Annotated in this window: 20 protein-coding genes; 16 read left to right on the plus strand and 4 right to left on the minus strand. The window is 64.0% G+C overall.

Going from position 1 to position 22,011, the window contains the following annotated elements; all coding sequences use genetic code 11:
• Positions 1–102: 102 nt before the first annotated feature.
• The 4 genes from LB526_RS19760 to LB526_RS19775 are packed head-to-tail and all read right to left on the minus strand — an operon-like array spanning position 103 to position 3,886.
• Positions 103–1,143 (minus strand): heme-dependent oxidative N-demethylase family protein, encoded by a 1,041-nt coding sequence (locus tag LB526_RS19760; protein ID WP_224629348.1) that lies wholly within the window; start codon positions 1,141–1,143, stop codon positions 103–105.
• 9 nt (positions 1,144–1,152) lie between these two features.
• Positions 1,153–2,118 (minus strand): PDR/VanB family oxidoreductase, encoded by a 966-nt coding sequence (locus LB526_RS19765; protein ID WP_224629350.1) that lies wholly within the window; start codon positions 2,116–2,118, stop codon positions 1,153–1,155.
• Complete coding sequence (locus tag LB526_RS19770; RefSeq protein WP_224629352.1) at positions 2,115–2,711, minus strand: dimethylamine monooxygenase subunit DmmA family protein; 597 nt, start codon at positions 2,709–2,711, stop codon at positions 2,115–2,117. The genes LB526_RS19765 and LB526_RS19770 overlap by 4 nt, the downstream gene beginning before the upstream one ends.
• A 41-nt stretch (positions 2,712–2,752) precedes the next feature.
• Positions 2,753–3,886 (minus strand): aminomethyltransferase family protein, encoded by a 1,134-nt coding sequence (locus LB526_RS19775; RefSeq protein WP_224526625.1) that lies wholly within the window; start codon positions 3,884–3,886, stop codon positions 2,753–2,755.
• A 285-nt stretch (positions 3,887–4,171) separates the two neighbouring features.
• Between LB526_RS19775 and LB526_RS19780 the strand changes: the two genes are divergently transcribed.
• From LB526_RS19780 to LB526_RS19855, 16 genes are all read left to right on the plus strand, one after another.
• Positions 4,172–4,459 (plus strand): hypothetical protein, encoded by a 288-nt coding sequence (locus LB526_RS19780; RefSeq protein ID WP_095768768.1) that lies wholly within the window; start codon positions 4,172–4,174, stop codon positions 4,457–4,459.
• An 11-nt stretch (positions 4,460–4,470) separates the two neighbouring features.
• Positions 4,471–4,848 (plus strand): hypothetical protein, encoded by a 378-nt coding sequence (locus LB526_RS19785; RefSeq protein WP_095768769.1) that lies wholly within the window; start codon positions 4,471–4,473, stop codon positions 4,846–4,848.
• Between the two features lie 67 nt (positions 4,849–4,915).
• Positions 4,916–5,077 (plus strand): hypothetical protein, encoded by a 162-nt coding sequence (locus tag LB526_RS19790; protein WP_095768770.1) that lies wholly within the window; start codon positions 4,916–4,918, stop codon positions 5,075–5,077.
• 12 nt (positions 5,078–5,089) lie between these two features.
• Positions 5,090–6,496, plus strand: coding sequence for an APC family permease (locus LB526_RS19795; RefSeq protein ID WP_140693763.1), 1,407 nt, complete (start codon positions 5,090–5,092; stop codon positions 6,494–6,496).
• Positions 6,497–6,542: 46 nt separating this feature from the next.
• Positions 6,543–7,232: a hypothetical protein gene (locus tag LB526_RS19800; RefSeq protein ID WP_224629354.1), complete on the plus strand. Its 690-nt coding sequence runs from the start codon at positions 6,543–6,545 to the stop codon at positions 7,230–7,232.
• Positions 7,229–7,558, plus strand: a complete 330-nt coding sequence (locus LB526_RS19805) for a hypothetical protein (protein WP_224629356.1) — start codon at positions 7,229–7,231, stop codon at positions 7,556–7,558. The genes LB526_RS19800 and LB526_RS19805 overlap by 4 nt, the downstream gene beginning before the upstream one ends.
• A gap of 85 nt (positions 7,559–7,643) precedes the next feature.
• Complete coding sequence (locus LB526_RS19810; protein ID WP_224629357.1) at positions 7,644–8,540, plus strand: class II glutamine amidotransferase; 897 nt, start codon at positions 7,644–7,646, stop codon at positions 8,538–8,540.
• A 4-nt stretch (positions 8,541–8,544) separates the two neighbouring features.
• Positions 8,545–9,291: a GXGXG domain-containing protein gene (locus LB526_RS19815; protein WP_140844227.1), complete on the plus strand. Its 747-nt coding sequence runs from the start codon at positions 8,545–8,547 to the stop codon at positions 9,289–9,291.
• Between the two features lie 6 nt (positions 9,292–9,297).
• Positions 9,298–10,626, plus strand: coding sequence for an FMN-binding glutamate synthase family protein (locus LB526_RS19820; RefSeq protein WP_224515833.1), 1,329 nt, complete (start codon positions 9,298–9,300; stop codon positions 10,624–10,626).
• 37 nt (positions 10,627–10,663) lie between these two features.
• Positions 10,664–11,971 carry a type III glutamate--ammonia ligase gene (gene glnT, locus LB526_RS19825; protein WP_224544333.1) on the plus strand — a complete coding sequence of 436 codons (1,308 nt, stop codon included), beginning with the start codon at positions 10,664–10,666 and terminating at the stop codon, positions 11,969–11,971.
• Positions 11,972–12,063: 92 nt separating this feature from the next.
• Entirely contained in the window at positions 12,064–13,317 is a 1,254-nt protein-coding gene (locus tag LB526_RS19830) for a sarcosine oxidase subunit beta family protein (protein WP_095768777.1), read from the plus strand.
• 67 nt (positions 13,318–13,384) lie between these two features.
• Complete coding sequence (locus LB526_RS19835; protein ID WP_224515831.1) at positions 13,385–13,660, plus strand: sarcosine oxidase subunit delta; 276 nt, start codon at positions 13,385–13,387, stop codon at positions 13,658–13,660.
• Positions 13,660–16,641 carry a sarcosine oxidase subunit alpha gene (locus LB526_RS19840; protein WP_224629359.1) on the plus strand — a complete coding sequence of 994 codons (2,982 nt, stop codon included), beginning with the start codon at positions 13,660–13,662 and terminating at the stop codon, positions 16,639–16,641. The genes LB526_RS19835 and LB526_RS19840 overlap by 1 nt, the downstream gene beginning before the upstream one ends.
• A complete protein-coding gene (locus LB526_RS19845; RefSeq protein ID WP_224629361.1) occupies positions 16,634–17,260 on the plus strand; it encodes a sarcosine oxidase subunit gamma in 627 nt (208 codons plus the stop codon). Before LB526_RS19840 ends, LB526_RS19845 begins: the two co-directional genes overlap by 8 nt.
• Before the next feature lie 256 nt (positions 17,261–17,516).
• Positions 17,517–19,886: a DUF1989 domain-containing protein gene (locus tag LB526_RS19850; protein WP_224629363.1), complete on the plus strand. Its 2,370-nt coding sequence runs from the start codon at positions 17,517–17,519 to the stop codon at positions 19,884–19,886.
• A 362-nt stretch (positions 19,887–20,248) separates the two neighbouring features.
• Positions 20,249–21,958 carry an APC family permease gene (locus LB526_RS19855; RefSeq protein ID WP_224629365.1) on the plus strand — a complete coding sequence of 570 codons (1,710 nt, stop codon included), beginning with the start codon at positions 20,249–20,251 and terminating at the stop codon, positions 21,956–21,958.
• The last annotated feature ends 53 nt before the right edge of the window (positions 21,959–22,011 follow it).

Consider the following 22,011-nt stretch of genomic DNA (forward strand, 5'->3'; position numbering starts at 1 on the left):
GGCGAAGCCGAGACGGAGAGGGGAGCGCCCTACGAAGGCCCCCTCTCCGTCCGCTTCGCGGACACCTCTCCCCCGCTTTGCGGGGGCGAGGAACCCAAGTCTTCAATCCGGCCCGAATCCTGGTGACGTCGGGCTGCCGTCGTCAAGCTTCGACAGCCATTCCACCAGCGTCGGCCTATATCGTGTCAAGCCCTTATAGGTGGCGAGCTCTTCCGGCAGGTCGCGGATGACGCGGTGCAGGCGGCGCGCCCATTTCGGCTGCGTGACCAGCTCGTCCATCTTGATCAGATAGCAACGGATCGGGAAGACGATGGCGTTGGAACGCGGCAGCCGCCAGAAGCTTTGCAGCTCGACGCGCAGATGCACCTTCTGGCCGACATTTTCGGGCGTGACCGTGGCGCGGTCCGGGCCCCATTTGTGATAGTTTTCGGGGCTGGTGTCGAGGCGCGGGTTGATGGTCATCGTCCAGTTGAGACGCCTTGCCGGCTTGCCCTGCTGGATGTTGGTGAGGAACTTCAGCGCGCGCGTGAAAATGCCCTTCTCATGCGCCAGCGGTACCGGCGCGTGCCATTCGAAGAAGTTCATGCCGATGTCGAAGTCGAGCGACCAGTCGGCCTGAGTGGTGACCATGCCGGCATCCATCCACAGATTGCCGTCGCGCTGGTCGAGGATACAGAAATCGCCCTGGCTCTGGCGGGTGATGTATTCCATCGGCCCGTAAGGCAGCGTCGAGGTGTCGCCGAAGGTGAAGGTGTCACCGATACCGAGCGGCCGGTTGATCCAGCGCCAGCGATCGCCGTTTCGCTCCAGTGTGAAATGCTCGGGATAGCCGAGCGCCTGCTGCTCCATCAGAAGCTCGAGCAGGTCCCAGCCGGCCAAAGTCATGTGCGGCAGCGACTGGCAGCGCAGCGGATCCTCGGCCAGAACAAGCGCGCGGTCTTGCATCTCGGCGACATAGTGCTCGTCGACGTCGATCAGGTTCTCGAGCACGCTGCCCTTGGGCCCGACGACATGCGGCTCGATATTGACCGCATACATGTAGGCATCTTCGTTGAACGGGAAGGGAAAGCGCCTGATGTGCTCCGGGCTGTTCTTAAAGGTGTAGTCGTCGCGAAACGTTTCCTTGCGAAAGGTGATGCCCATTGACGCCTCCTATCTTTCCAGGACCAGCGACTTGCCCTCGAAACGCGAGACGCAAGGCATGATCTTGCGGCCGGAACGGTGGTCTTCCTCGCTCAGCCAGTGATCGTTGTGGATGAACTTGCCGTCGTAGGAGATCACATTGGTCTCGCACTGGCCGCAAACGCCGCCGCGGCAGAGATAAGGCGGGTCGACGCCGGCGGCTTCGATCGCCTCGAGCAGGCTCTGCTGCTCGCCGACGCGAATCGTCTTGCCGCTGACTGCCAAGGTCACGTCGAACGGCGCGCCAGGCTGCGGGGCCGCGAAATGCTCGAAATGCACGGTCTCCGGCGGCCATCCGAGGCTAGCCGCGCGATCGCGCACCCAGTTGATCATGCCCGCCGGCCCGCAGACATAGAGGTGTGTGCCGAGCGGCTGCGAGGACAAGAGCCGCTCGAGGTCGATGCGCTCCTCGCGGTCGTCGTGATAGAGCCTGACCCGGTTGCCATAGCGCTGCTGCAGCACATCGGCATAGGTGCCGAGCGAGGCGGTGCGGCAGGTGTAATGCAATTCGAAATTGCCGCCGGCGCCTGCCAGCTGCGATGTCTGCGCCATGAAAGGCGTGATGCCGATGCCGCCGGCCAGCATCAGGTGCTTCTTCGCCCGGAGATCCAGCGAGAACAGATTGACCGGATAGCTGATCACCATCTCCAGCCCGGGCTTGACCTGCCGGTGCATGAACAGCGAGCCGCCGCGGCCGGCATCGTCTCGGCGCACCGAGATCGTGTATTCGCGCGTGTCGAGCGGCGAGCCCATCAGCGAATAGGGATTGAGCCTGGTGCGGTCGCCGTCGCGCATCTCGACCACGACATGGGCGCCGCCGGAAAAGGTCGGCAGCAGCTCGCCGTCGCGACGGCGGAAATGGAAACGGGTCACGAGATCGTTGACGGGAACGACGTCGCTGACAACGACGTCGAGCTTGGTGGTGCCGGTGCTCATGGAAAGGCCTCCTCGATCGGAGGAATCTCGGAGCGATCCTCGGCATTGATGCACACGCCCTGGAAGGCCGCGAGGCGCCGCGAATAGTGATCGCGCACCAGAAGCAGCAGGCCGCAATGCGAGCAGGTAGCCGGCTGCGTCGTTACATTCTCGGTGATGCCCTTGCAGTGCACGCATTGCATGCGCCGCGCCAGCGAGCCGCGATGCTCGGTCGCAATGGAGGTATGGTCGATGCCGACTTCAAGCGCTACTTGCATTGCCTGGCCGATCAGGCCTTCGGTGCCGGCAAGATAAAGGCGCAGGCCCATATGGGCGTTGGTCAGCGTCTGCTTGAGCCGCGGCAGCAGGCTGGCGAAGGAAGGCGCAATATGGAGTTGCGCGGGCTTCAGTGCTTCGAGAGCTGCCACATGCTTGCCCTCAGGCCCCGGAATAAAGACGATTTCCGCGCCGTCGAAAAAGCCGGGCGGCGCCTTGTTGGCCATGTTGGTTATCGCGAGCGCGCCTTCCGCGTCAGCGATGAAGAGATGGTGCTTGCCGGGCTGCGGCGACAGCGTTCCGTAAACGGGCCGGCTGATGATCGTCTTGGCTGCCATTCTTTCCTTCGTGCCCCGAAAGCCCTCCCGCTGATGATGCCTCAACCTTTTGCCGTGCGCTTGGTCTTTTTGGGATCGTCGAACGGCAAGGGCTGCGCCGTTGCTTTGATCGAGCCGCTCCTGTTGCGAATCTCGAGCTTGGTGTCCTTGACGGCGCAATCGACGTCGAGGCGCGCGATGCCCATCGATTTCTCGACCAGCGGCGAATACATGGCGCAGGTCACCACGCCGACTTGCCTGCCGTCGCGATAGACGGGCGCGCCCTCGTCCGCCGGTTCCTTGCCGTCGAGCAGCACGCCGTAGATCTTGAAGCGCTCCTTGCCCTTCAGCCGATAATGCTCCTCGGCGCCGCGGAAGCCGGTCTTGCCGGGGCTGACGGTGAAGTCGAGGCCGAGCTCCCACAGCGTGTCGCCGGGGCCTTCGTTCTCGAACGGATACTTTTGGGAATTGTCGTAAGGGTAGAAGAGCAGATAGCTCTCGACGCGCAGCATGTCGAGCGTGGTGAAGCGGCAGGGAATGATCCCGGCGCTCTTGCCCTCCTCGAGGATCCTGTCCCAGATCGTACCGGCATCCTGGCCGCGGCAGAAGATCTCGTAGCCGCGCTCGCCGGTGTAGCCGGTGCGCGAGATCATCACCGGAAAGCCGAAGAGCTGCGTCTGCATGTGATGGAAGTAATTGAGATCGCGGATGCCGGGCACATGCTTGGCCAGATAGTCAACCGCGGTCGGGCCTTGCAGCGACAGGTCGTGCAGATTGTCATCGAAGCGCAGCGAGACATCGCGGCCCATGGCCGCCCGCTGCAGCTCCTCATGGCCGGTGCCGGAGCCGTGCACGACCATCCACGAGTTCGGGCTGATGCGGTAGAGGATGCAGTCGTCGGTGAATTTGCCGGCCTCGTTCAGCATGCAGGCATAGGCCGACTTGCCGGGATAGATCTTTTCGACGTCGCGCGTCGTGGCGAGGTCGATAAGATGCGAGGCGTGCGGCCCGGTGATATGAACCTTCTTCAGACCGGAGACGTCCATGAGCCCGGCCTTGGTGCGGATCGCGACATATTCCTCGTCGGCGTCCTTGTCGTAGGTCCAGGCGGTGCCCATGCCGCTCCAGTCCTCGAGTTTCGAGCCGAGCGCGCGATGGCGATCCGCCAGGGTCGAGAATCTCCAGGATGCCGTCATCCGATCGTCCTCCGTGCGATTTAAGTCGTTGCTGTTCCCTGCTCCTGCTTGGTGGCGGAGCTTGGCCGAATATTGACCGCAAACGGCGAAGCCCTGCAATCCCCTTGAAGCAAATAATTTCATTGTCAGGCAAATTTGTTGCCCGGTGACAAACGGTTTACGATGCGTAAATCCGGCTTGACAATTTCGGGAATCGAGCGGAATTTATGAAAAAAATTTCACTCTGTTGAAAGAGTGGACGCCCGGTCTGTTGTGTGGCCGGACGTCGCCAGAAGGGGAAAACCGATGTCCGACATGCAGCAGCGCATCGAAGCGCTGTACCGTTCCGACGTGCGTGGGTCCGTGCTCCTGATCGTATGCCTGTGGGCAACGATCCTCTTCGTCCTCCTGATGACGTGGCCATACATTCCGCATAGCGGCATCAAGCTCGTGGTGGCGGTTGCAGCCGCCGCGGTGCTGATCTTCAACACCGCCGCGATCCTCGCCATGCTCAACCACTACAAGGAAGACAAGGACTTCATCTACGGGCTCGACATCAAGAACGCCGACGCCGCCCGCAACCGCCAATCGTGAAGGGAGAAACCATGGCTCGCTACACCCCGCCGGAGCAGAGCAAGGCCGGACAGATCCTCGACATCGCGGTCGTGGTGGTCGCAATCTTCGTGGCGCTCTGGCTGCCGCTGAAACTCGGCTTTGCCGGGGCGGCGAAGTCGATCGACCCGCTCGATGCCAAGACCTGGGACGCGCTCGGCCAGAACGCGACCATGGCCTCGATCTGGGAGAAGCTGGGCTACACGCCGGAGACGGCGCACGACATCATCCAGAACCGCTTCCACTACATCATCGACTGGCCGACGCTGATCATCATGGCGATTGTGCTGATCGCGTATTTCGTCTTCCTGTTCCGCGCCTCCGATAAGGAATATCGCGAGGTCATCAACGAGAAGTTCGACGACAAATAGACTTCGACGACAAATAGACTTCGACGACAAAGAGACTTTCGACGACAAAGAGACCGGGGAAGACATCATGTGGATGGGACTGTCTTACGTTTGCTGGGGCATCTCGGTCGTGCTTGCGGCTTGGATGCTCTACGACTGGTTCAAGGTCGATACGACCTATTCCGAGGAGACTTTGACGTCTTCCCGTGAAGGCGAGCTTGAAGCCGTTTCCGAAAAACACCGGATCTGAGTGGGGACTGACATGACGGCTGCGGTTGAAACGGCACAAACGACGACAATCCACGGCGACAGGGTCTCGCTGCTTCGGGTGCTCGGCCCGGCGCATGTGTGGGCGCTCGGCGTCGGCATCGTGCTGGTCGGCGAGTTCACCGGCTGGAATTTCTCCGCCGACAAGGGCGGCGCGCTCGCCGCGCTGATTGTCTGCTGGGTCGTTGGACTGCTCTACACTTCGGTCGCCATGATCGATTCGGAGGTGACGTCCACCGTCGCCGCCGCCGGCGGCCAATATGCGCAAGCCAAGCATATCGTCGGGCCGCTGATGGCCTTCAACGTCGCGCTGTTCCTGGTGTTCGCCTACACCATGCTGGAAGTATCGGACGCGATCCTGCTCGGCGATACCATCGTCGCCAAGGCCGGCGTCGAGGGGCTGACGCACAATTCCTTCATCGCCGCCACCATCGTCGTGCTCGCCTGGCTCAACTATCGCGGCGTGCTGATGACACTGAACGTCAACTTCGTCATCACCGCGATCGCCTATGTCTCGATCGTCATCCTGTTCTTCTCCGTTAGCCCGTGGACGCAAGGCGCGGTGCTGAAGCTCAACGAGCTGGTCACCCCCGCCAATGCACTGCCCTATGGCTGGATCGGCGTCATTGCCGCCTTCCAGTTCGGCATCTGGTATTATCTCGGCATCGAGGGCACGACCCAGGCGGCCGAGGAAGTGCGTTCGCCGGCGCGCTCGCTGCCTTACGGCACCATGGCCGGCATGATCACGCTTTTGATCGCCGCGGCGATGACCTGGTATGTCTGCGCCTCGCTGATGCCCTGGGAATATCTCGGCATCACCTACTATCCGCTGTGGGACGCCGGCAAACTGACGGGCAGCCCGCTGCTGGAAAACCTGCTCTTCATCGCGACGCTGCTGGCCGCGCTCGCGTCGGCCAATGGCTGCATCAACGACGCGGCGCGCGCCTGGTTCTCGCTCGGCCGCGACCGCTACCTGCCGAGCTGGTTCTCGGCAGTGCATCCGAAGTATCGCACGCCCTATCGCTCGATCCTGTTCCTGCTGCCGATCGCGCTGGCCTTCGCCTTCATCGCCGATCTCAACCAGGCGATCACCTTCTCGATCCTGTCGGGCGTGTTGCAATACACCTTCATGAGCATCAACATCATGATGTTCCGCAAGAAGTGGCCGCTGGGTTCGATCCGCCGCGGCTACACGCACCCCTTCCACCCGCTGCCGGCGATCGTGCTCTTCTGCCTGTGCATGGTGACTTTCTTCGCCATCTTCCTCGGCTTCGGCTCGCAGCTGATCGCGATGACCGTCTTCTATTTCCTGATCTCGCTGTGGTTCCACTTCTACCGCTACAAGTTCGTGCGGCGCGGCGACCAGTTCTCCATGCCGTGGCCGAAGCCGCAGGGTTATTGAGTGGAGTAAGGGCCCGCCGTTCGATGGCGGGCCGTGGCGTATCGAAATGTCCGAGCTGACGTCAGTATTGCTTACCGGGGCGATCGCACTGGGCGTCGCCGCTCATATTGTCTGGCTGGCGCGCGCCAGCCGCAACAGGGCGAAGGCGGCCTTTGCCGCCGATATGGCGAGCATCCACAGCGTCGTTGCGGATGCCGCCGACATTTCCGACGGCACGGCCGGCGTCGTCACCTGGGCCGGTTCCTGGAACGGCCAGCGCGTCCAGGTGCGGACCATCGTCGACACGCTGGCGACGCGAAAGCTGCCGACGCGCTGGCTCAGCGTTTCGATCACCGAGCCGGTTGCGGTGCCGGGCACGTTCGACATGATGATGCGGCCGAATTCGGCGACGACATTCTCCAATTTCGACCATCTGCCGCACACGCTGCCGAAGGTGCTCGGCCTTGCCGCCGACGCGGTGCTCAGGACGGACCGCAGAGGCGTCGCCTTCCCGCAGGATCTGATCGCCGCGCATACAGACATCTTTGCCGAAAGCCGCGCCAAGGAATTGCTGATAACGCCGAAGGGCGTGCGCATCGTCTGGCTGCTGGCCGAGGCCGAGCGCGCTCGCTACGGTGTGTTCCGGCAGGCGGCGTTCGGCGATGCCGGGATCGATCCGGCCTTGATCGAACGGCTGCTCGAGGCAGCCTCGACGCTTCGCCAAGCCATTAACCGGCGCGAAAGACGGGCCGCATGAGCGACGAAACCGCCACCCCTGCTTCCGCGAATCCCTATCTCGTGCTCGGGGCCGCGATAATCTTGCCGGCAAGCGGCCATGTCATACTCGGCGTGCCGGCGCGCGGGCTGCAATTCCTGTTCTTCATGGTGATCCTTGGCTGGATAACCACCAAGCTGGCGCCGGTCGACGCCGGCTTCATCGGCCGCCATGCCGGGGGTTTCCTGATCTATGCCCTCTCGATCCTCGACGCCTATAGGATCGCGCGCATCCGCCATGCGATCTGGGTTCACAATGCGCGTCCGGGCGGCGATAGTGCCGAGGGCAATGCCCCGTCCAATATGTAATCACAGGAAAATTTTTTTCATACCAATTGAATTCGGCTTACTCATTGGGTACATCATCTGAGAGCCAAAAACGTTGGAGGCTGGCATGTGCGGAATCGTCGGACTTTTCTTGAAGGACAAGGCGCTGGAGCCGAAGCTCGGCGCCATGCTGTCGGAGATGCTGGTGTCGCTCAGCGACCGCGGACCGGACAGTGCCGGCATCGCCATCTATGGCGCAGCCACCGGCAATGAAGCCAAGATCACCGTGCAGTCGCCGAAGCCCGATCGCGATTTCCGCGGCCTCGACGCCGAGCTCGCCAAGGCGATCAGCGCGCCGGTCAGCGTCGCGGTCAAGTCCACGCATGCGGTGATCCGGACCACGCCGGACAAGGTCGACGCCGCGCGCGAGGCGCTGCAGACGCTCCGGCCCGACATCCGCATCATGGGCGCCGGCGAAGCAGTCGAGATCTACAAGGAAGTCGGCCTGCCCGAAGCGGTCGTCGACCGTTTCGACGTGCGCGCGATGACCGGCACGCACGGTATCGGCCACACCCGCATGGCAACGGAATCGGCGGTGACGACGATGGGCGCGCATCCTTTCTCGACCGGCGCCGACCAGTGCCTGGTGCACAATGGCTCGCTCTCCAACCACAACAATGTACGCCGCGAGCTGATTCGCGACGGCATGACCTTCGAGACCGAGAACGACACCGAGGTGGCGGCTGCCTATCTGTCCAACCGGATGGCGCATGGCAAGAATCTCGGCGAGGCGCTGGAAGGCACGCTCTCTGACCTCGACGGCTTCTTCACCTTCGTCGTCGGCACCAAGAATGGCTTCGGTGTGGTGCGCGATCCGATCGCCTGCAAGCCGGCCGTGATGGCCGAGACCGACCAGTATGTCGCCTTCGGCTCCGAATATCGTGCGCTGACCAAGCTTCCCGGCATCGACAATGCGCGGGTCTGGGAGCCCGAGCCCGCAACCGTTTATTTCTGGGAGCATTGAGCTGATGCCGGCAACCCCAATGTCGAAGGCCGAGCGCGAGCCAGGCCATGCCCACAGTCAGGCATCACGCGTCTTTGACCTGTCCGTGCATTCGCTGCGCGAGTTGAACCAGGCGCTGCACCAGCTCACGCCCGGCTCGAACGAGACCGCCTGGGAAGTGCTCAACCCGAAGGGCAGCCATTCGGTGGCGGTCGGCGTCGATCAGCCCGTCAGCATCGATGTGCGCGGCAGCGTCGGCTATTACTGCGCCGGCATGAATGATGGCGCGGCGATCACCGTGCATGGCTCGGCCGGCCCCGGTGTCGGCGAGAACATGATGTCCGGCTCGATCGTCATCAAGGGCGATGCCAGCCAGTATGCCGGCGCCACCGGCCGCGGCGGCCTGCTGGTCATCGAAGGCAATGCCTCGTCGCGCTGCGGCATTTCGATGAAAGGCATCGACATCGTCGTGCACGGCAATATCGGCCACATGTCGGCCTTCATGGCGCAGTCCGGCAACCTCGTGGTGCTGGGCGACGCCGGCGACGCGCTGGGCGATTCCATCTACGAGGCGCGGCTCTTCGTGCGCGGCAAGGTGGAGAGCCTCGGCGCCGACTGCATCGCCAAGGAGATGCGGCCCGAGCATATCGAATTGCTGCAGGCCCTGCTCGACAAGGCCGGCGTGACCGGCGTCAAGGCCTCGGAGTTCAAGCGCTACGGCTCGGCCCGCAAACTCTACAATTTCAACATCGATAACGCCGACGCGTATTGAGGCAAGATGACCTACCGCAACCCGCCGACGACGCCGCGCAAATCCGCGACCTTCGACGATTACACGCTTTCCGAAATCCGCCGCGCGGCCGCGACCGGCATCTATGACATCCGCGGCGCCGGCGCCAAGCGCAAGCTGCCGCATTTCGACGACCTGCTGTTCCTCGGCGCCTCGATCTCGCGCTATCCGCTCGAAGGCTATCGCGAGCGCTGCGACACCTCGGTAGTGCTCGGCTCGCGCCACGCCAGGAAGCCGATCGAGCTTAAGATCCCGATCACCATTGCCGGCATGAGCTTTGGCTCGCTGTCCGGGCCGGCTAAGGAAGCCTTGGGGCGCGGCGCCACGCTTTCCGGCACCTCGACCACCACCGGTGACGGCGGCATGACCGAGGAAGAACGCGGGCATTCCAAGACGCTGGTCTATCAGTACCTGCCCTCGCGCTACGGCATGAACCCGCGCGACCTGCGCCGCGCCGACGCCATCGAAGTGGTCGTCGGCCAGGGCGCCAAGCCGGGCGGCGGCGGCATGCTGCTCGGACAGAAGATCTCCGACCGCGTCGCCGAGATGCGCACGCTGCCCAAGGGCATCGACCAGCGCTCGGCTTCGCGCCACCCCGACTGGACCGGACCGGACGATCTCGAGATCAAGATCCTCGAGCTGCGCGAGATCACCGACTGGGAAAAGCCGATCTACGTCAAGGTCGGCGGGGCGCGGCCCTATTACGACACCGCGCTCGCGGTGAAGGCCGGCGCCGATGTCGTCGTGGTCGACGGCATGCAGGGCGGCACCGCTGCCACCCAGGAAGTGTTCATCGAGAATGTCGGCCAGCCGACGCTTGCCTGCATCCGGCCGGCGGTGCAGGCGCTGCAGGACCTCGGCATGCATCGCAAGGTGCAGCTCATCGTCTCGGGCGGCATCCGCAACGGCGCCGATGTCGCCAAGGCGCTGGCGCTGGGCGTCGACGCCGTCTCGATCGGCACGGCGGCGCTGGTCGCGCTAGGCGACAACGATCCACGCTGGGAGGCGGACTACAACGCGCTCGGCACCACGGCCGGCGCCTATGACGACTGGCACGAAGGGCGCGACCCGGCGGGCATCACCACGCAGGATCCCGAATTGATGAAGCGGGTCGACCCGATCGCGGCCGGGCGACGGCTGGCGAACTACCTCAAGGTGATGACGCTCGAAGCGCAGACCATCGCACGCGCCTGCGGCAAGAACAGCCTGCACAATCTCGAGCCCGAGGATCTCGTAGCGCTCTCGATCGAAGCTGCCGCCATGGCCGGCGTGCCTTTGGCCGGCACCAGCTGGATACCTGGGAAGAACGGCTTCTAGGACAAACTTCCAAGACACATAAGCGAGGAACTACATAATGGGGAACGATCTCGCCGCATTCGCCAAGGAGAACGGCGTCAAATATTTCATGATCTCCTACACCGACCTGTTCAGCGGGCAGCGTGCCAAGCTGGTGCCGGCGCAGGCGATCGCCGACATGCAGAAGGACGGTGCAGGATTTGCCGGCTTCGCCACATGGCTCGACCTGACGCCGGCGCATCCCGACATGCTGGCCGTGCCGGATCCGGCTTCGGTCATCCAGCTGCCGTGGAAGAAGGACGTCGCCTGGGTAGCCGCCAACTGCATCATGGACGACAAGGAGGTGAACCAGGCGCCGCGCAACACGCTGAAGCGGCTGATCGACGAAGCCGCCCGCGACGGGATGCATGTCAAGACCGGCGTCGAGGCCGAGTTCTTCCTGATCTCGCCTGATGGCAAGGCGATCTCCGACGAATACGATACAGCCTCGAAGCCCTGCTACGACCAGCAGGCCGTGATGCGGCGCTACGACGTCATCGCCGAGATCTGCGACCACATGCTGGCGTTGGGCTGGGGCCCGTACCAGAACGACCATGAGGACGCCAACGGCCAGTTCGAGATGAACTGGACCTTCGATCACGCGCTGGCGACCGCCGACAAGCACTCCTTCTTCAAGTTCATGGTCAAGTCGATCGCCGAAAAGCATGGCCTGCGCGCGACGTTCATGCCCAAGCCCTTCCAGGGCCTGACCGGCAATGGCTGCCATGCGCACATCTCGGTGTGGGACGAGACCGGCAAGACCAATGTCTTTGCCGACAATTCGCAAGAGCTCGGCCTGTCCGCCAAGGGCAGGAACTTCCTCGGCGGCATCATGAAGCATGCCTCGGCGCTTGCCGCGATCACCAATCCGACCGTCAATTCCTACAAGCGCATCAACGCGCCGCGCACCATTTCGGGCGCGACCTGGGCACCGAACGCGGTGACCTGGACCGGCAACAACCGCACGCATATGGTGCGCGTACCGGGACCCGGCCGCTTCGAATTGCGCCTGCCGGACGGCGCCGCCAATCCCTATCTGCTGCAAGCGGTCATCATCGCCGCCGGCCTCGACGGCATCCGCTCGAAGGCCGATCCCGGCAAGCGCTACGACATCGACATGTACCAGCTCGGCCACACGGTGACGGATGCGCCGAAACTGCCGCTCAACCTGCTCGACGCGCTGCGCGAGTTCGATAGGGACAAATCGCTCAAGGCGGCGCTGGGTGAGGAATTCTCGTCGGCATATCTAAAGCTGAAGCAGCAGGAATGGAATTCCTATGCTTCCCACTTCACGCAGTGGGAGCGCGACCACACGCTGGATATCTGACCGTCCCGTAGTGGAGCATGATGTCGTCCGAAAACCGCTTCACACTTTTCGGCATCATGCTCTAGCGGTGCGAGCGACCTCGGAATGAACTGATGAAATATTCGATCTTCTCGCTCGCCCGCGCCGCCCTCTCCGGCCACAAGAACTGGCAGCCGACCTGGCGCGATGCTGCGCCCAAGGACCGCTATGACGTGATCATCATCGGCGGCGGCGGCCACGGGCTCGCCACCGCCTGGTTTCTCGCCAGCGAGTTCGGTATCCGCAATGTCGCGGTGCTGGAAAAAGGGTGGATCGGCTCCGGCAATGCCGGCCGCAACACCACCATCATCCGCTCCAATTACGGCCTTCCCGGCAACACCGGCTTCTACGAATTGTCGATGAAGCTGTGGGAGCGGATGGAGCAGGACCTCAACTATAACGCGATGGTCAGCCAGCGCGGCGTGCTCAACCTCTATCACTCCGACGCGCAGCGCGATGCTTTCGCCCGGCGCGGCAACACCATGCGCATCAACGGCATCGATGCGGAACTGCTCGACCAGGCGGCGCTGCGCAAAATGCTGCCGTTCCTGAATTTCGACAATGCGCGTTTCCCCGTGCAAGGCGGACTGCTGCAACGCCGCGGTGGAACCGCACGACACGACGCCGTGGTCTGGGGCTACGCGCATGCGGCGAGCGAACTCGGCGTCGACATCATCCAGAATTGCGAGGTTACCGGCTTCACGCGCGACGCCAACGGCAAGGTGACCGGCGTCGAGACATCGCGCGGCAAGATCGGCGCCGGCAAGGTCGGCATGGCAGTGGCCGGCTCCTCGTCACGGGTCGCGGCTATGGCAGGTCTTCGCCTGCCGATCGAAAGCCATGTGCTGCAGGCCTTCGTCTCCGAAGCGATCAAGCCGCTGATCCCCGGGGTCATGACCTTCGGCGCCGGACACTTCTATGTCAGCCAGTCGGACAAGGGCGGGCTGGTCTTCGGCGGCGATATCGACGGCTACAATTCCTATGCCCAGCGCGGCAATCTGCCGGTCGTGGAGGATGTCTGCGAGGGCGGTATGGCGCTGATCCCGATGATCGGCCGCGTGCGGCTTTTGCGCCAGTGGGGGGGCATCATGGACATGTCGATGGACGGCTCGCCGATCATCGACAAGAGCCCGGTCGACGGCCTCTACATCAATGCCGGCTGGTGCTATGGCGGCTTCAAGGCGACGCCCGGCTCCGGTTTCGTCTTCGCCCATCTCATCGCCCGCGATCAATCGCACAAGGAAGCCGCGCTTTTCCGCCTCGACCGTTTCCAGCGCGGCGCCATGATCGACGAGAAGGGCCAGGGCGCCCAACCGAACCTGCATTAGGGATAGAGCATGATGTTATCCAAAAACCGCTTCACACTTTTTGGCATCATGCATTGAAGACCCAGCCATGCGCATAGTCTGTCCCTTCTGCGGCGAACGCGAACTCGGCGAGTTCACCTATCTCGGCGACGCCAAGCCACAACGGCCGGCGGCCGATGCCGGCGAGGACGCGGTCTACGATTACGTCTATCTGCGCGACAACATTGCCGGCCCGATGAGCGAGCACTGGTACCATGGCGGCGGCTGCCGGGCCTGGCTGAAGGTCACCCGCAACACGCTGACGCATGAGATTTCGGCCGTCGAGCCGGCGGCGGGCGCAGGCGCCGCCAAGGTTGGTGTGTGATGCGCGGCGATCAGGCAAACCGGCTGAACAATGGCGGTCTCATCGACCGCTCGACCGCGCTCAACTTCCGCTTCGACGGCAAGACCCTCTTCGGCTTCAAGGGCGATACGCTGGCTTCCGCGCTGGTCGCCAATGGCGTCAAGCTCGTCGGCCGCTCGTTCAAATATCATCGCCCGCGCGGCATCCTGACGGCTGGCTCGGAAGAGCCGAACGCGCTGGTCGAATTGCGCAGCGGCGCAAGGCGCGAGCCGAACACCAAGGCGACGACCGCCGAGCTCTATGAAGGGCTCGAAGCCGCCAGCCAAAACCGCTGGCCGTCGCTCAATTTCGACGTGATGTCGGTCAACCAGCTGTTCGCGCCGATCTTCGTCGCCGGCTTCTACTACAAGACCTTCATGTGGCCGGCGAAGTTCTGGGAAGCGATCTACGAGCCGGCAATTCGGCGCGCCGCGGGCCTTGGCCGCGCTGCCCAGGTTTCCGATCCCGACCATTATGACAAGGCCTGGGCGCATTGCGATGTGGTGATCGCGGGTTCCGGCCCGGCGGGTCTGGCGGCGGCTCTTGCCGCCGCGCGCTGCGGCGCGCGCGTCATCCTGTGCGAGGAGGATTTCGTCCTCGGCGGGCGCCTGCTCGCCGACGGCGGCATGATCGACGGATTGCCGGCCGCCGAATGGGTTGCGCGCGCGGTTGCCGAGCTAACGGCGATGCCGGATGTGCGCATCATGACGCGCACGACTTTGTTCGGCGTCTATGACGGCGGCACCTATGGCGCGATCGAGCATGTCAACGACCACCTGCCGGTGCCGCCCGAGCATCAGGTGCGCCAGCGGCTATGGCGGATCGTGGCCAAGCGCTGCGTCGTCGCGGCCGGCGCAATCGAACGCCCGATCGTCTTTGCCGGCAACGACACGCCGGGCGTGATGATGGCGTCGGCCATGCGCAGCTACATCAACCGCTACGCGGCCACGCCGGCGAGACGCATCGCGCTGTTCACCAACAATGAGGATGGCTGGCGCACAGCGGAAACGGCAATCGCGTCGGGTCTTCAAGTGGCCGCCGTGATCGACGCGCGGCCGGACATTTCGCCGGCCCACCGCTCGCTGGCCAGCAAAGGCGGCTTTCCGGTACTGCACGGCGCTGTCGCCGGCGTCGACGGCGGCAAGGGTGGCGTGCGCAAGATTTCCGTCTCGCTGGCCGGCGGCGCGCGCGCCGAGGTCGAGGCGGACGGGCTCGCCGTCTCTGGCGGCTGGAACCCCGCGGTCGGCCTCACCTCCTACCATCGCGGCAGGCCGAAATGGCGCGACGACATCGCAGCCTTCGTGCCGGATCGCGCACCGCCCGGCATGCTCGCGGCAGGCGCAGCCAACGGCGCGTTCGGACTTGGCGCCTGTCTGCGCGAAGGGTTTGAAGCCGGTGCTGCCGCAGCACGCGACGCCGGCCGCAGCGGCAATATCGGATCGATGCCGGTCGCCGACGACGAGGCCTTTTCGATCACTCCGCTCTGGCATGTCGCCGGCAAGGGCAAGGCCTTCGTCGACCAGCAGCACGACGTCACCGCTTCCGATGTCGAGCTGGCGCAGCGCGAGGGTTTTCAATCAGTCGAGCATCTGAAGCGCTACACGACGCTCGGCATGGCAACCGACCAGGGCAAGACCTCGAATGTCGCCGGCCTCGCCATCATGGCGGCGGTCAGCGGCAAGTTGATCCCGGAGACGGGCACGACGATCTACCGGCCGCCTTACGTGCCGGTCGCCATCGGCGCCTTCGCCGGCCATCACCGCGACGAGAATTTCCATGCGACGCGGCTGACGCCCTCGCATCACTGGGCGGCCGAACAGGGCGCCGTCTTTGTCGACACCGGGCTGTGGAAGCGCGCGCAATGGTATCCGCGCGCGGGCGAGAAGGACTGGCTGGAATCGGTCACCCGCGAGGTCAAGGCGGTGCGCAGCGGCGTCGGCTTCTGCGACGTCTCGACGCTCGGCAAGATCGACGTGCACGGGCCCGACGCGGGCGCCTTCCTCGACCGCGTCTACATCAACGCCTTCTCCAGCCTCGCCGTCGGCAAGGCGCGCTACGGGCTGATGCTGCGCGAGGACGGCATCGTCTATGACGACGGCACGACCTCGCGGCTGGCCGAGGATCATTACTTCCTCACCACCACGACGGCCAAAGCTGGACTGGTGATGCAGCACCTGGAATTCTGCCGCCAGGTTCTGTTCCCCGAGCTCGACGTGCAGCTGACCTCGGTCTCCGACCAATGGGCGCAGTTCTCGATCGCCGGACCTAAGACCCGCGATCTGCTGAAAGAGATCGTCGATCCGGCCGAGGACCTGTCGAATGAAGGTTTCCCGTTCATGGGCGCGCGCGAGGTCAGGCTGCGCGGCGGCCTGAAGGCAAGGCTGTTCCGCATCTCCTTCTCCGGCGAGATGGCGTTCGAGATTTCGGTGCCGGCGCGCTACGGCGAAGCGCTGGTGCGCAATCTGATGGTTGCCGGCGAGCCGTTCGGCGTCACGCCTTACGGCACCGAGGCGCTCGGCGTGATGCGCATCGAAAAAGGCCATGTCGCCGGGCCGGAGCTCAATGGCACCACCACGGCGGGCGATCTCGGCCTCGGCAAGATGATGTCGACCAAGAAGGATTTCATCGGCCGCGTCATGGCCGGCCGCGAGGCGCTCGTCGCGCCGAACCGGCAGGTGGTCGTCGGCATCAAGCCGACCGACAAGGCGCGCCGCCTGCGTTCCGGCGCGCACATCATTCCAAAGGGCGAGACCCCCGGCCCCGGCAACGACCAGGGCTATGTCACCTCGGTCTGTTTCTCGCCGGTGCTCGACCAGTGGATCGGTCTCGGCCTGGTCGAGCACGGCCGCGAACGCATCGGCGAGATCGTGCGGGCGCATGATCCGCTGCGCGGCGAGGACTACGATGTCGAGCTCTGCAATTCCGTCTTCTACGATCCGGATGGAGGGCGCCAGCGTGGCTGAGTTTTCCTGGGACGTCCGCAGCCCGCTCGACCGCGCGCTGATTGCCGGCCCCTATGGCGCGCAAGGCGACGCGGGCGTGGCGCTGACAGAGATCCGCAATTTCGATCTCGTCCAGGTGATGGCGCGGCGCGGCAAGGCCGGCGAGATGGTGAAGGCCGCGCAGGCGCGCTTCGGCATGGCGGCGCCGGAAACGCCAAAGGCGGTCGATACTGCCGACGCGACGCTGATCTGGTCGGGACCGGACCAATTCCTGATGCTGTCCAGAGGCGGCAAGCATACGATCGAGGCGCTTGCGCCGGCCTTCGTCGGTTCGGCCTCGCTTTCCGACCAATCGCATGCGCGGGTGCTGATCAGCGTCTCCGGCGACAAGGCGCGCACGATGCTCGCCAAGCTGTCTTCGATCGACCTGCACCCCGATGTTTTCGGCGTGGGCGCGGCGGCCGCGACGTCGATGGATCACACCAGTGTCACGCTGTGGCGCGGCAAGGATCTGGCGGATGGACAGGCGGTGTTCAACCTGCTGGTGTTCGCGACCTTCGCCGAGAGCCTGTGGCACACGATCTTGGACTCGGCTGCGGAATATGGCGTGACGATCGGCCATTCCGAGGAACTGGCGTAGCGCAGCACCACCCCTTCTCCCCTTGTGGGAGAAGGTGTCGCCGAAGGCGACGGATGAGGGGTGCTCCAGGGAAAGCCAGCGTCTCACTCCGCTGGAACACCCCTCATCCGTCTCGGCGCTATCGCGCCGATCCACCTTCTCCCACAAGGGGAGAAGGGAAGTCCCGCCTTGCCAAACGCATTCCCCCTGCTATTCTCTCGGCGAAAATAATTTTACACACAGGCAAACTTGTTTCTCGCTCGGAGGAGGGTTTGAGATGAGCCAATCGCCCTACCCTGCCGTCCTGTCCGGACCGCCGCGTCCGAGCCTGATCCTGCGCCCCGGCGAGATCAGCCTGCCGCCAGGCGTGGAACGCTACACCGTGCAGGGCAATGGCGCGGTGCTGATCGACGTCGAGGCGGGCGACAGCGTCAGCGTGAGCAATGTCGAAGGCGGCCAGCCCTGCGAGCTGCTGGCCTGGGACAAATCAGGCGCGACGGATCCCGGCATTTTCGGCGAGCGGTCGAACAGCAATGCCGCCGGCATCAAGGCGCTGCTCGTCGAAGGCGACGACGGCCTTGCGGCGCTGCGCCTCAGCCTTGCGCGTCGCAACGTGCAGCTCGATCAGCCGAAGGCCGTGCGTGTGTTCGGCGGCGCCACGCCCGCCGGCACCGAACAGAGCTTTGCCATTCAGCGCGACGGCGCGCTGCTGATCGCCGCGCCAGGCGGGCCGATGCTGGTCGACGGCCACAACACCGCGACGCCGCTGACCGTTCTGGTGCGCCGCGCCACGATCCGGCTGAAGACGAGGTCGCAGCTTCCCGATCCGCTTGCCGATCCGGTGCTTGATCTTCGGGTGAAGTCGGCGACCGCCGAGGCCTATTTCGTCAAGGCCGGCGATTATCTGCAGATCATCGATGTCGATGGCCGGCAATGCACCGACTTCCAGTGTTTTTCCGCGCGCAAGCTGGACAAGGGGCGCGACCTGCCGCTCGACGTGACGACGACCCGCACGCTGATGGGTTCGGCCTATCCGATGCCCGGCTTGCATTCGAAATACTACGACCAGGACATGGAGCCGCTGGTCGAGGTGGTGCAGGACACTTGCGGCCGCCACGACGCCTTCGCACTCGCCTGCGCCGCCAAATATTACGACGACATCGGCTATCCCGGACACACCAACTGCTCGGAGAATTTCAACAAGGCGCTGTCGGACAAGGGCGTGACGCCCCGCGCCGGCTGGATGGCGATCAATTTCTTCTTCAACACGGCGATCGACGCGCATGGCGTGATGGTGTCGGACGAGCCGTGGTCGCGACCTGGCGACTATGTGCTCTTGCGCGCCCTGACCGACATCGTCTGCGTCTCCTCGGCCTGCCCGGACGACACCACGCCCGCCAATGGCTGGGACCTCACCGACATCCATGTGCGCGCCTATTCAGGCCAGCACAAATTCTCGCGAGCGATCGCCAGACGCATGAAGCCCGACTCGGAACCGAAAATGACCCGCGAGACAGCCTTTCATTCGAGCTTTGCCAAGCACACGCGCGACTTCGTCGAATATCGCGGCTATTGGCTCGCCAATTCCTTCGCCAAGGAAGGCCCCATCGCCGAATACTGGGCCTGCCGGCAGGCCGCCGTGATCATGGACCTATCGCCGCTGCGCAAGTTCGAGGTCACCGGCCCGGATGCCGAAGCGCTGCTGCAATACACGCTGACCCGCGACGTCAAGAAGCTTGGGGTCGGCCAGGTGGTCTATACCGCGATGTGCTACGAGCATGGCGGCATGATCGACGACGGGACGTTGCTCAGGCTCGGCAAGGATAATTTTCGCTGGGTCGGCGGCGACGATCTTTCCGGCGAATGGCTGCGCGAGACCGCGAAAAAACTCGGCCTCAACGTGCTGGTGCGCTCCTCCACCGACCAGATGCACAACATCGCGGTGCAAGGGCCGAAGAGCCGCGACATATTGAAGGAAGTGGTCTGGACCTCCCCCGTGCAGCCATCGATCGGCGAGCTCGAATGGTTCCGCTTCGCCGTCGCGCGCATCGGCGGCGGCAATGGCGTGCCCGTCGTCATCTCGCGCACCGGCTACACCGGCGAGCTCGGCTACGAGATCTGGTGCCATCCGCGCGACGCCGAAAAAGTGTTCGACGCCGTCTGGGAGGCCGGCCAGCCGCATGGGCTGAAGCCGATGGGCCTCCAGGCGCTCGATATGGTGCGCATCGAGGCGGGACTGATCTTCGCCGGTTACGAATTCTCCGACCAGACCGATCCGTTCGAGGCCGGCATTGGCTTCACCGTGCCGCTCAAGACCAAGGCCGACGACTTCATCGGCCGCGACGCTCTGATCCGGCGCAAGGAGCATCCGCAGCACAAGCTCGTCGGTCTCGATATCGATGCCAATGTCGCCGTCGGCCACGGCGACTGCGTCCATGTCGGCCGCGCCCAGATCGGCGTCGTCACCTCCGGCATGCGCTCGCCGGTGCTCGGCAAGACCATCGCGCTGGCACGGCTCGACGTCACTCATGCCGAGATCGGCACGGAGGTCGAGATCGGCAAGCTCGACGGCCACGCCAAGCGGCTGCCGGCGCGGGTTGTCGCCTTCGCCCATTACGATCCGCAGAAGACCAAGCCGCGTTCCTGATAGCGGCAACTCTTGCCTTCTGCCGTTGTGGGAGTAGGTGGCCGAGCGAAGTTCGGTCGGATGAGGGGTATTCCAGAAGACACCAGCCGCTCACTTCGCTGGAACACCCCTCATCCGTCTCGGCGCTACGCGCCGATCCACTCCCACAAAGGGGAGAAGGAAAGAGCATGTTTCGCAAGCACGATGTGCATGACATCCACAAAACGCTTGACGCGAAAGCGCGTCGGATCAATCTTCACTCTTAAGAAAAAAATACGACTGAGTGGAAACACGACAGGCCGACGTCGATTTGCCGGGGAGCAAGCTTCGCAAGAGTCGAAGCATCGCTGGCGGGGAACAACAAAAAGGGGAAGACACAAGATATGAGCACGATAAGCACGGCCCTCGAGCAGCCTGTTGAAAGCAAGCTGCTCAGGCATATCGACTGGCGTGGCGCCTTCTGGGTGGCAAGCGGCGTTCCAGCGCTGGTCCTGTTCTCGATCGGCGGCATTGCCGGCACGACCGGAACACTGGCCTTCGTGATCTGGACGGTGTCCATGATCATGGGTTTCCTGCAATCCTTCACCTATGCCGAGATCGCCGGCCTGTTCCCGAATAAATCCGGCGGTGCCTCGATCTACGGCGCCACGGCATGGCTGCGCTATTCCAAGTTCATCGCGCCGCTATCGGTGTGGTGCAACTGGTTCGCCTGGTCGCCGGTGCTGTCGCTCGGCTGCTCGATCGCCGCCGCCTACATCCTCAACGCGCTGGCGCCGATCCCGGCCTTCACCGAGACATCGCCGGAAGTCGCCGCCTACATCGCCGCGCATGCCGGGACCGCGCCTGCCGACGCCATCGCCGCGGTGGCGGCTGCCGCCACGCCCGCGATCCGCACCTGGTCGCTGTTCAGCCATACGCTGGGCCCAGTGTCCTTCACCTTCAACGCCACCTTCTTCATCGGCGCGGTGCTGATGCTGATCATCTTCGCGATCCAGCATCGCGGCATCCTCGGCACGGCCAATGTGCAGAAATATATCGGCCTGCTGGTGATCATCCCGATGCTGATCGTCGGCGTCGTGCCGATCTTCACCGGCCAGATCGACTGGGCGAACTTCTCGCCGCTGGTGCCGTTGGCGGCCGCCTACGCGCCCGACCCGGGTTCGTGGAACATCGCCGGCTGGACGCTGGTGCTGGGCGGCATGTTCATCGCGGCATGGTCGACCTACGGCTTCGAGACGGCCGTCTGCTACACGTCGGAGTTCAAGAACCCCGGCACCGACACGTTCAAGGCGATCTTCTATTCCGGCCTGCTCTGTATGCTGCTGTTCATCCTGGTGCCCTTCACCTTCCAGGGCGTGCTCGGCCTGAACGGCATGCTGGCGACGCCGATCGTCGACGGTTCGGGCGTCGCCGACGCGCTGGCCGGCATGGTCGGCGGCGGCAAGATCATCCACAGCCTGCTGGTCATGCTGATGATCCTGGCCCTGGTGCTCTGCATCATGACGGCGATGGCCGGCTCCTCGCGCACGCTCTACCAGGGTTCGGTCGACGGCTGGCTGCCGCGCTATCTCAGCCACGTCAACGAGCATGGCGCGCCGACGCGGGCGATGTGGACCGACCTCTGCTTCAACCTGATCGTGCTGGCCATCGCCTCGGCCGACGCGACGAGCTTCTTCTTCATCCTCGCGGTGTCGAATTGCGGCTACATCATCTTCAACTTTCTCAACCTCAACGCCGGCTGGATCCATCGCATCGACAACGGCCACATCAACCGCCCCTGGAAGGCGCCGACCTGGCTGCTCGGCATCGGCGCGATCTTCGCTTATGTCAACGCCATCTTCATGGGCGCCGGCGCCAAGGTGTGGAACCCGATGGCGCTGTGGGCCGGCCTGATCACCGCTGCCTTGATCATCCCGGTGTTCTGCTTCCGCCACTATGTCCAGGACAAGGGCAAGTTCCCTGAACACATGCTGGCAGACCTCGGCATGGCGGGGGCCGACCTCTCGGTCAAGAAGGCGGGCATGCTGCCTTACCTGACGCTGATTGCCGGCGTGGTGGTGATGCTGATCGCCAACTGGGTGTTCGTCATCTGACGCGGCAGCCTTGAAAACAGACGGGCGCGCCTCGGCGTGCCCTTCTTTTTTGC

The organism is Mesorhizobium sp. CA6 (genome assembly GCF_020165035.1).
In the GTDB taxonomy this organism is placed as follows: Bacteria; Pseudomonadota; Alphaproteobacteria; order Rhizobiales; family Rhizobiaceae; genus Mesorhizobium.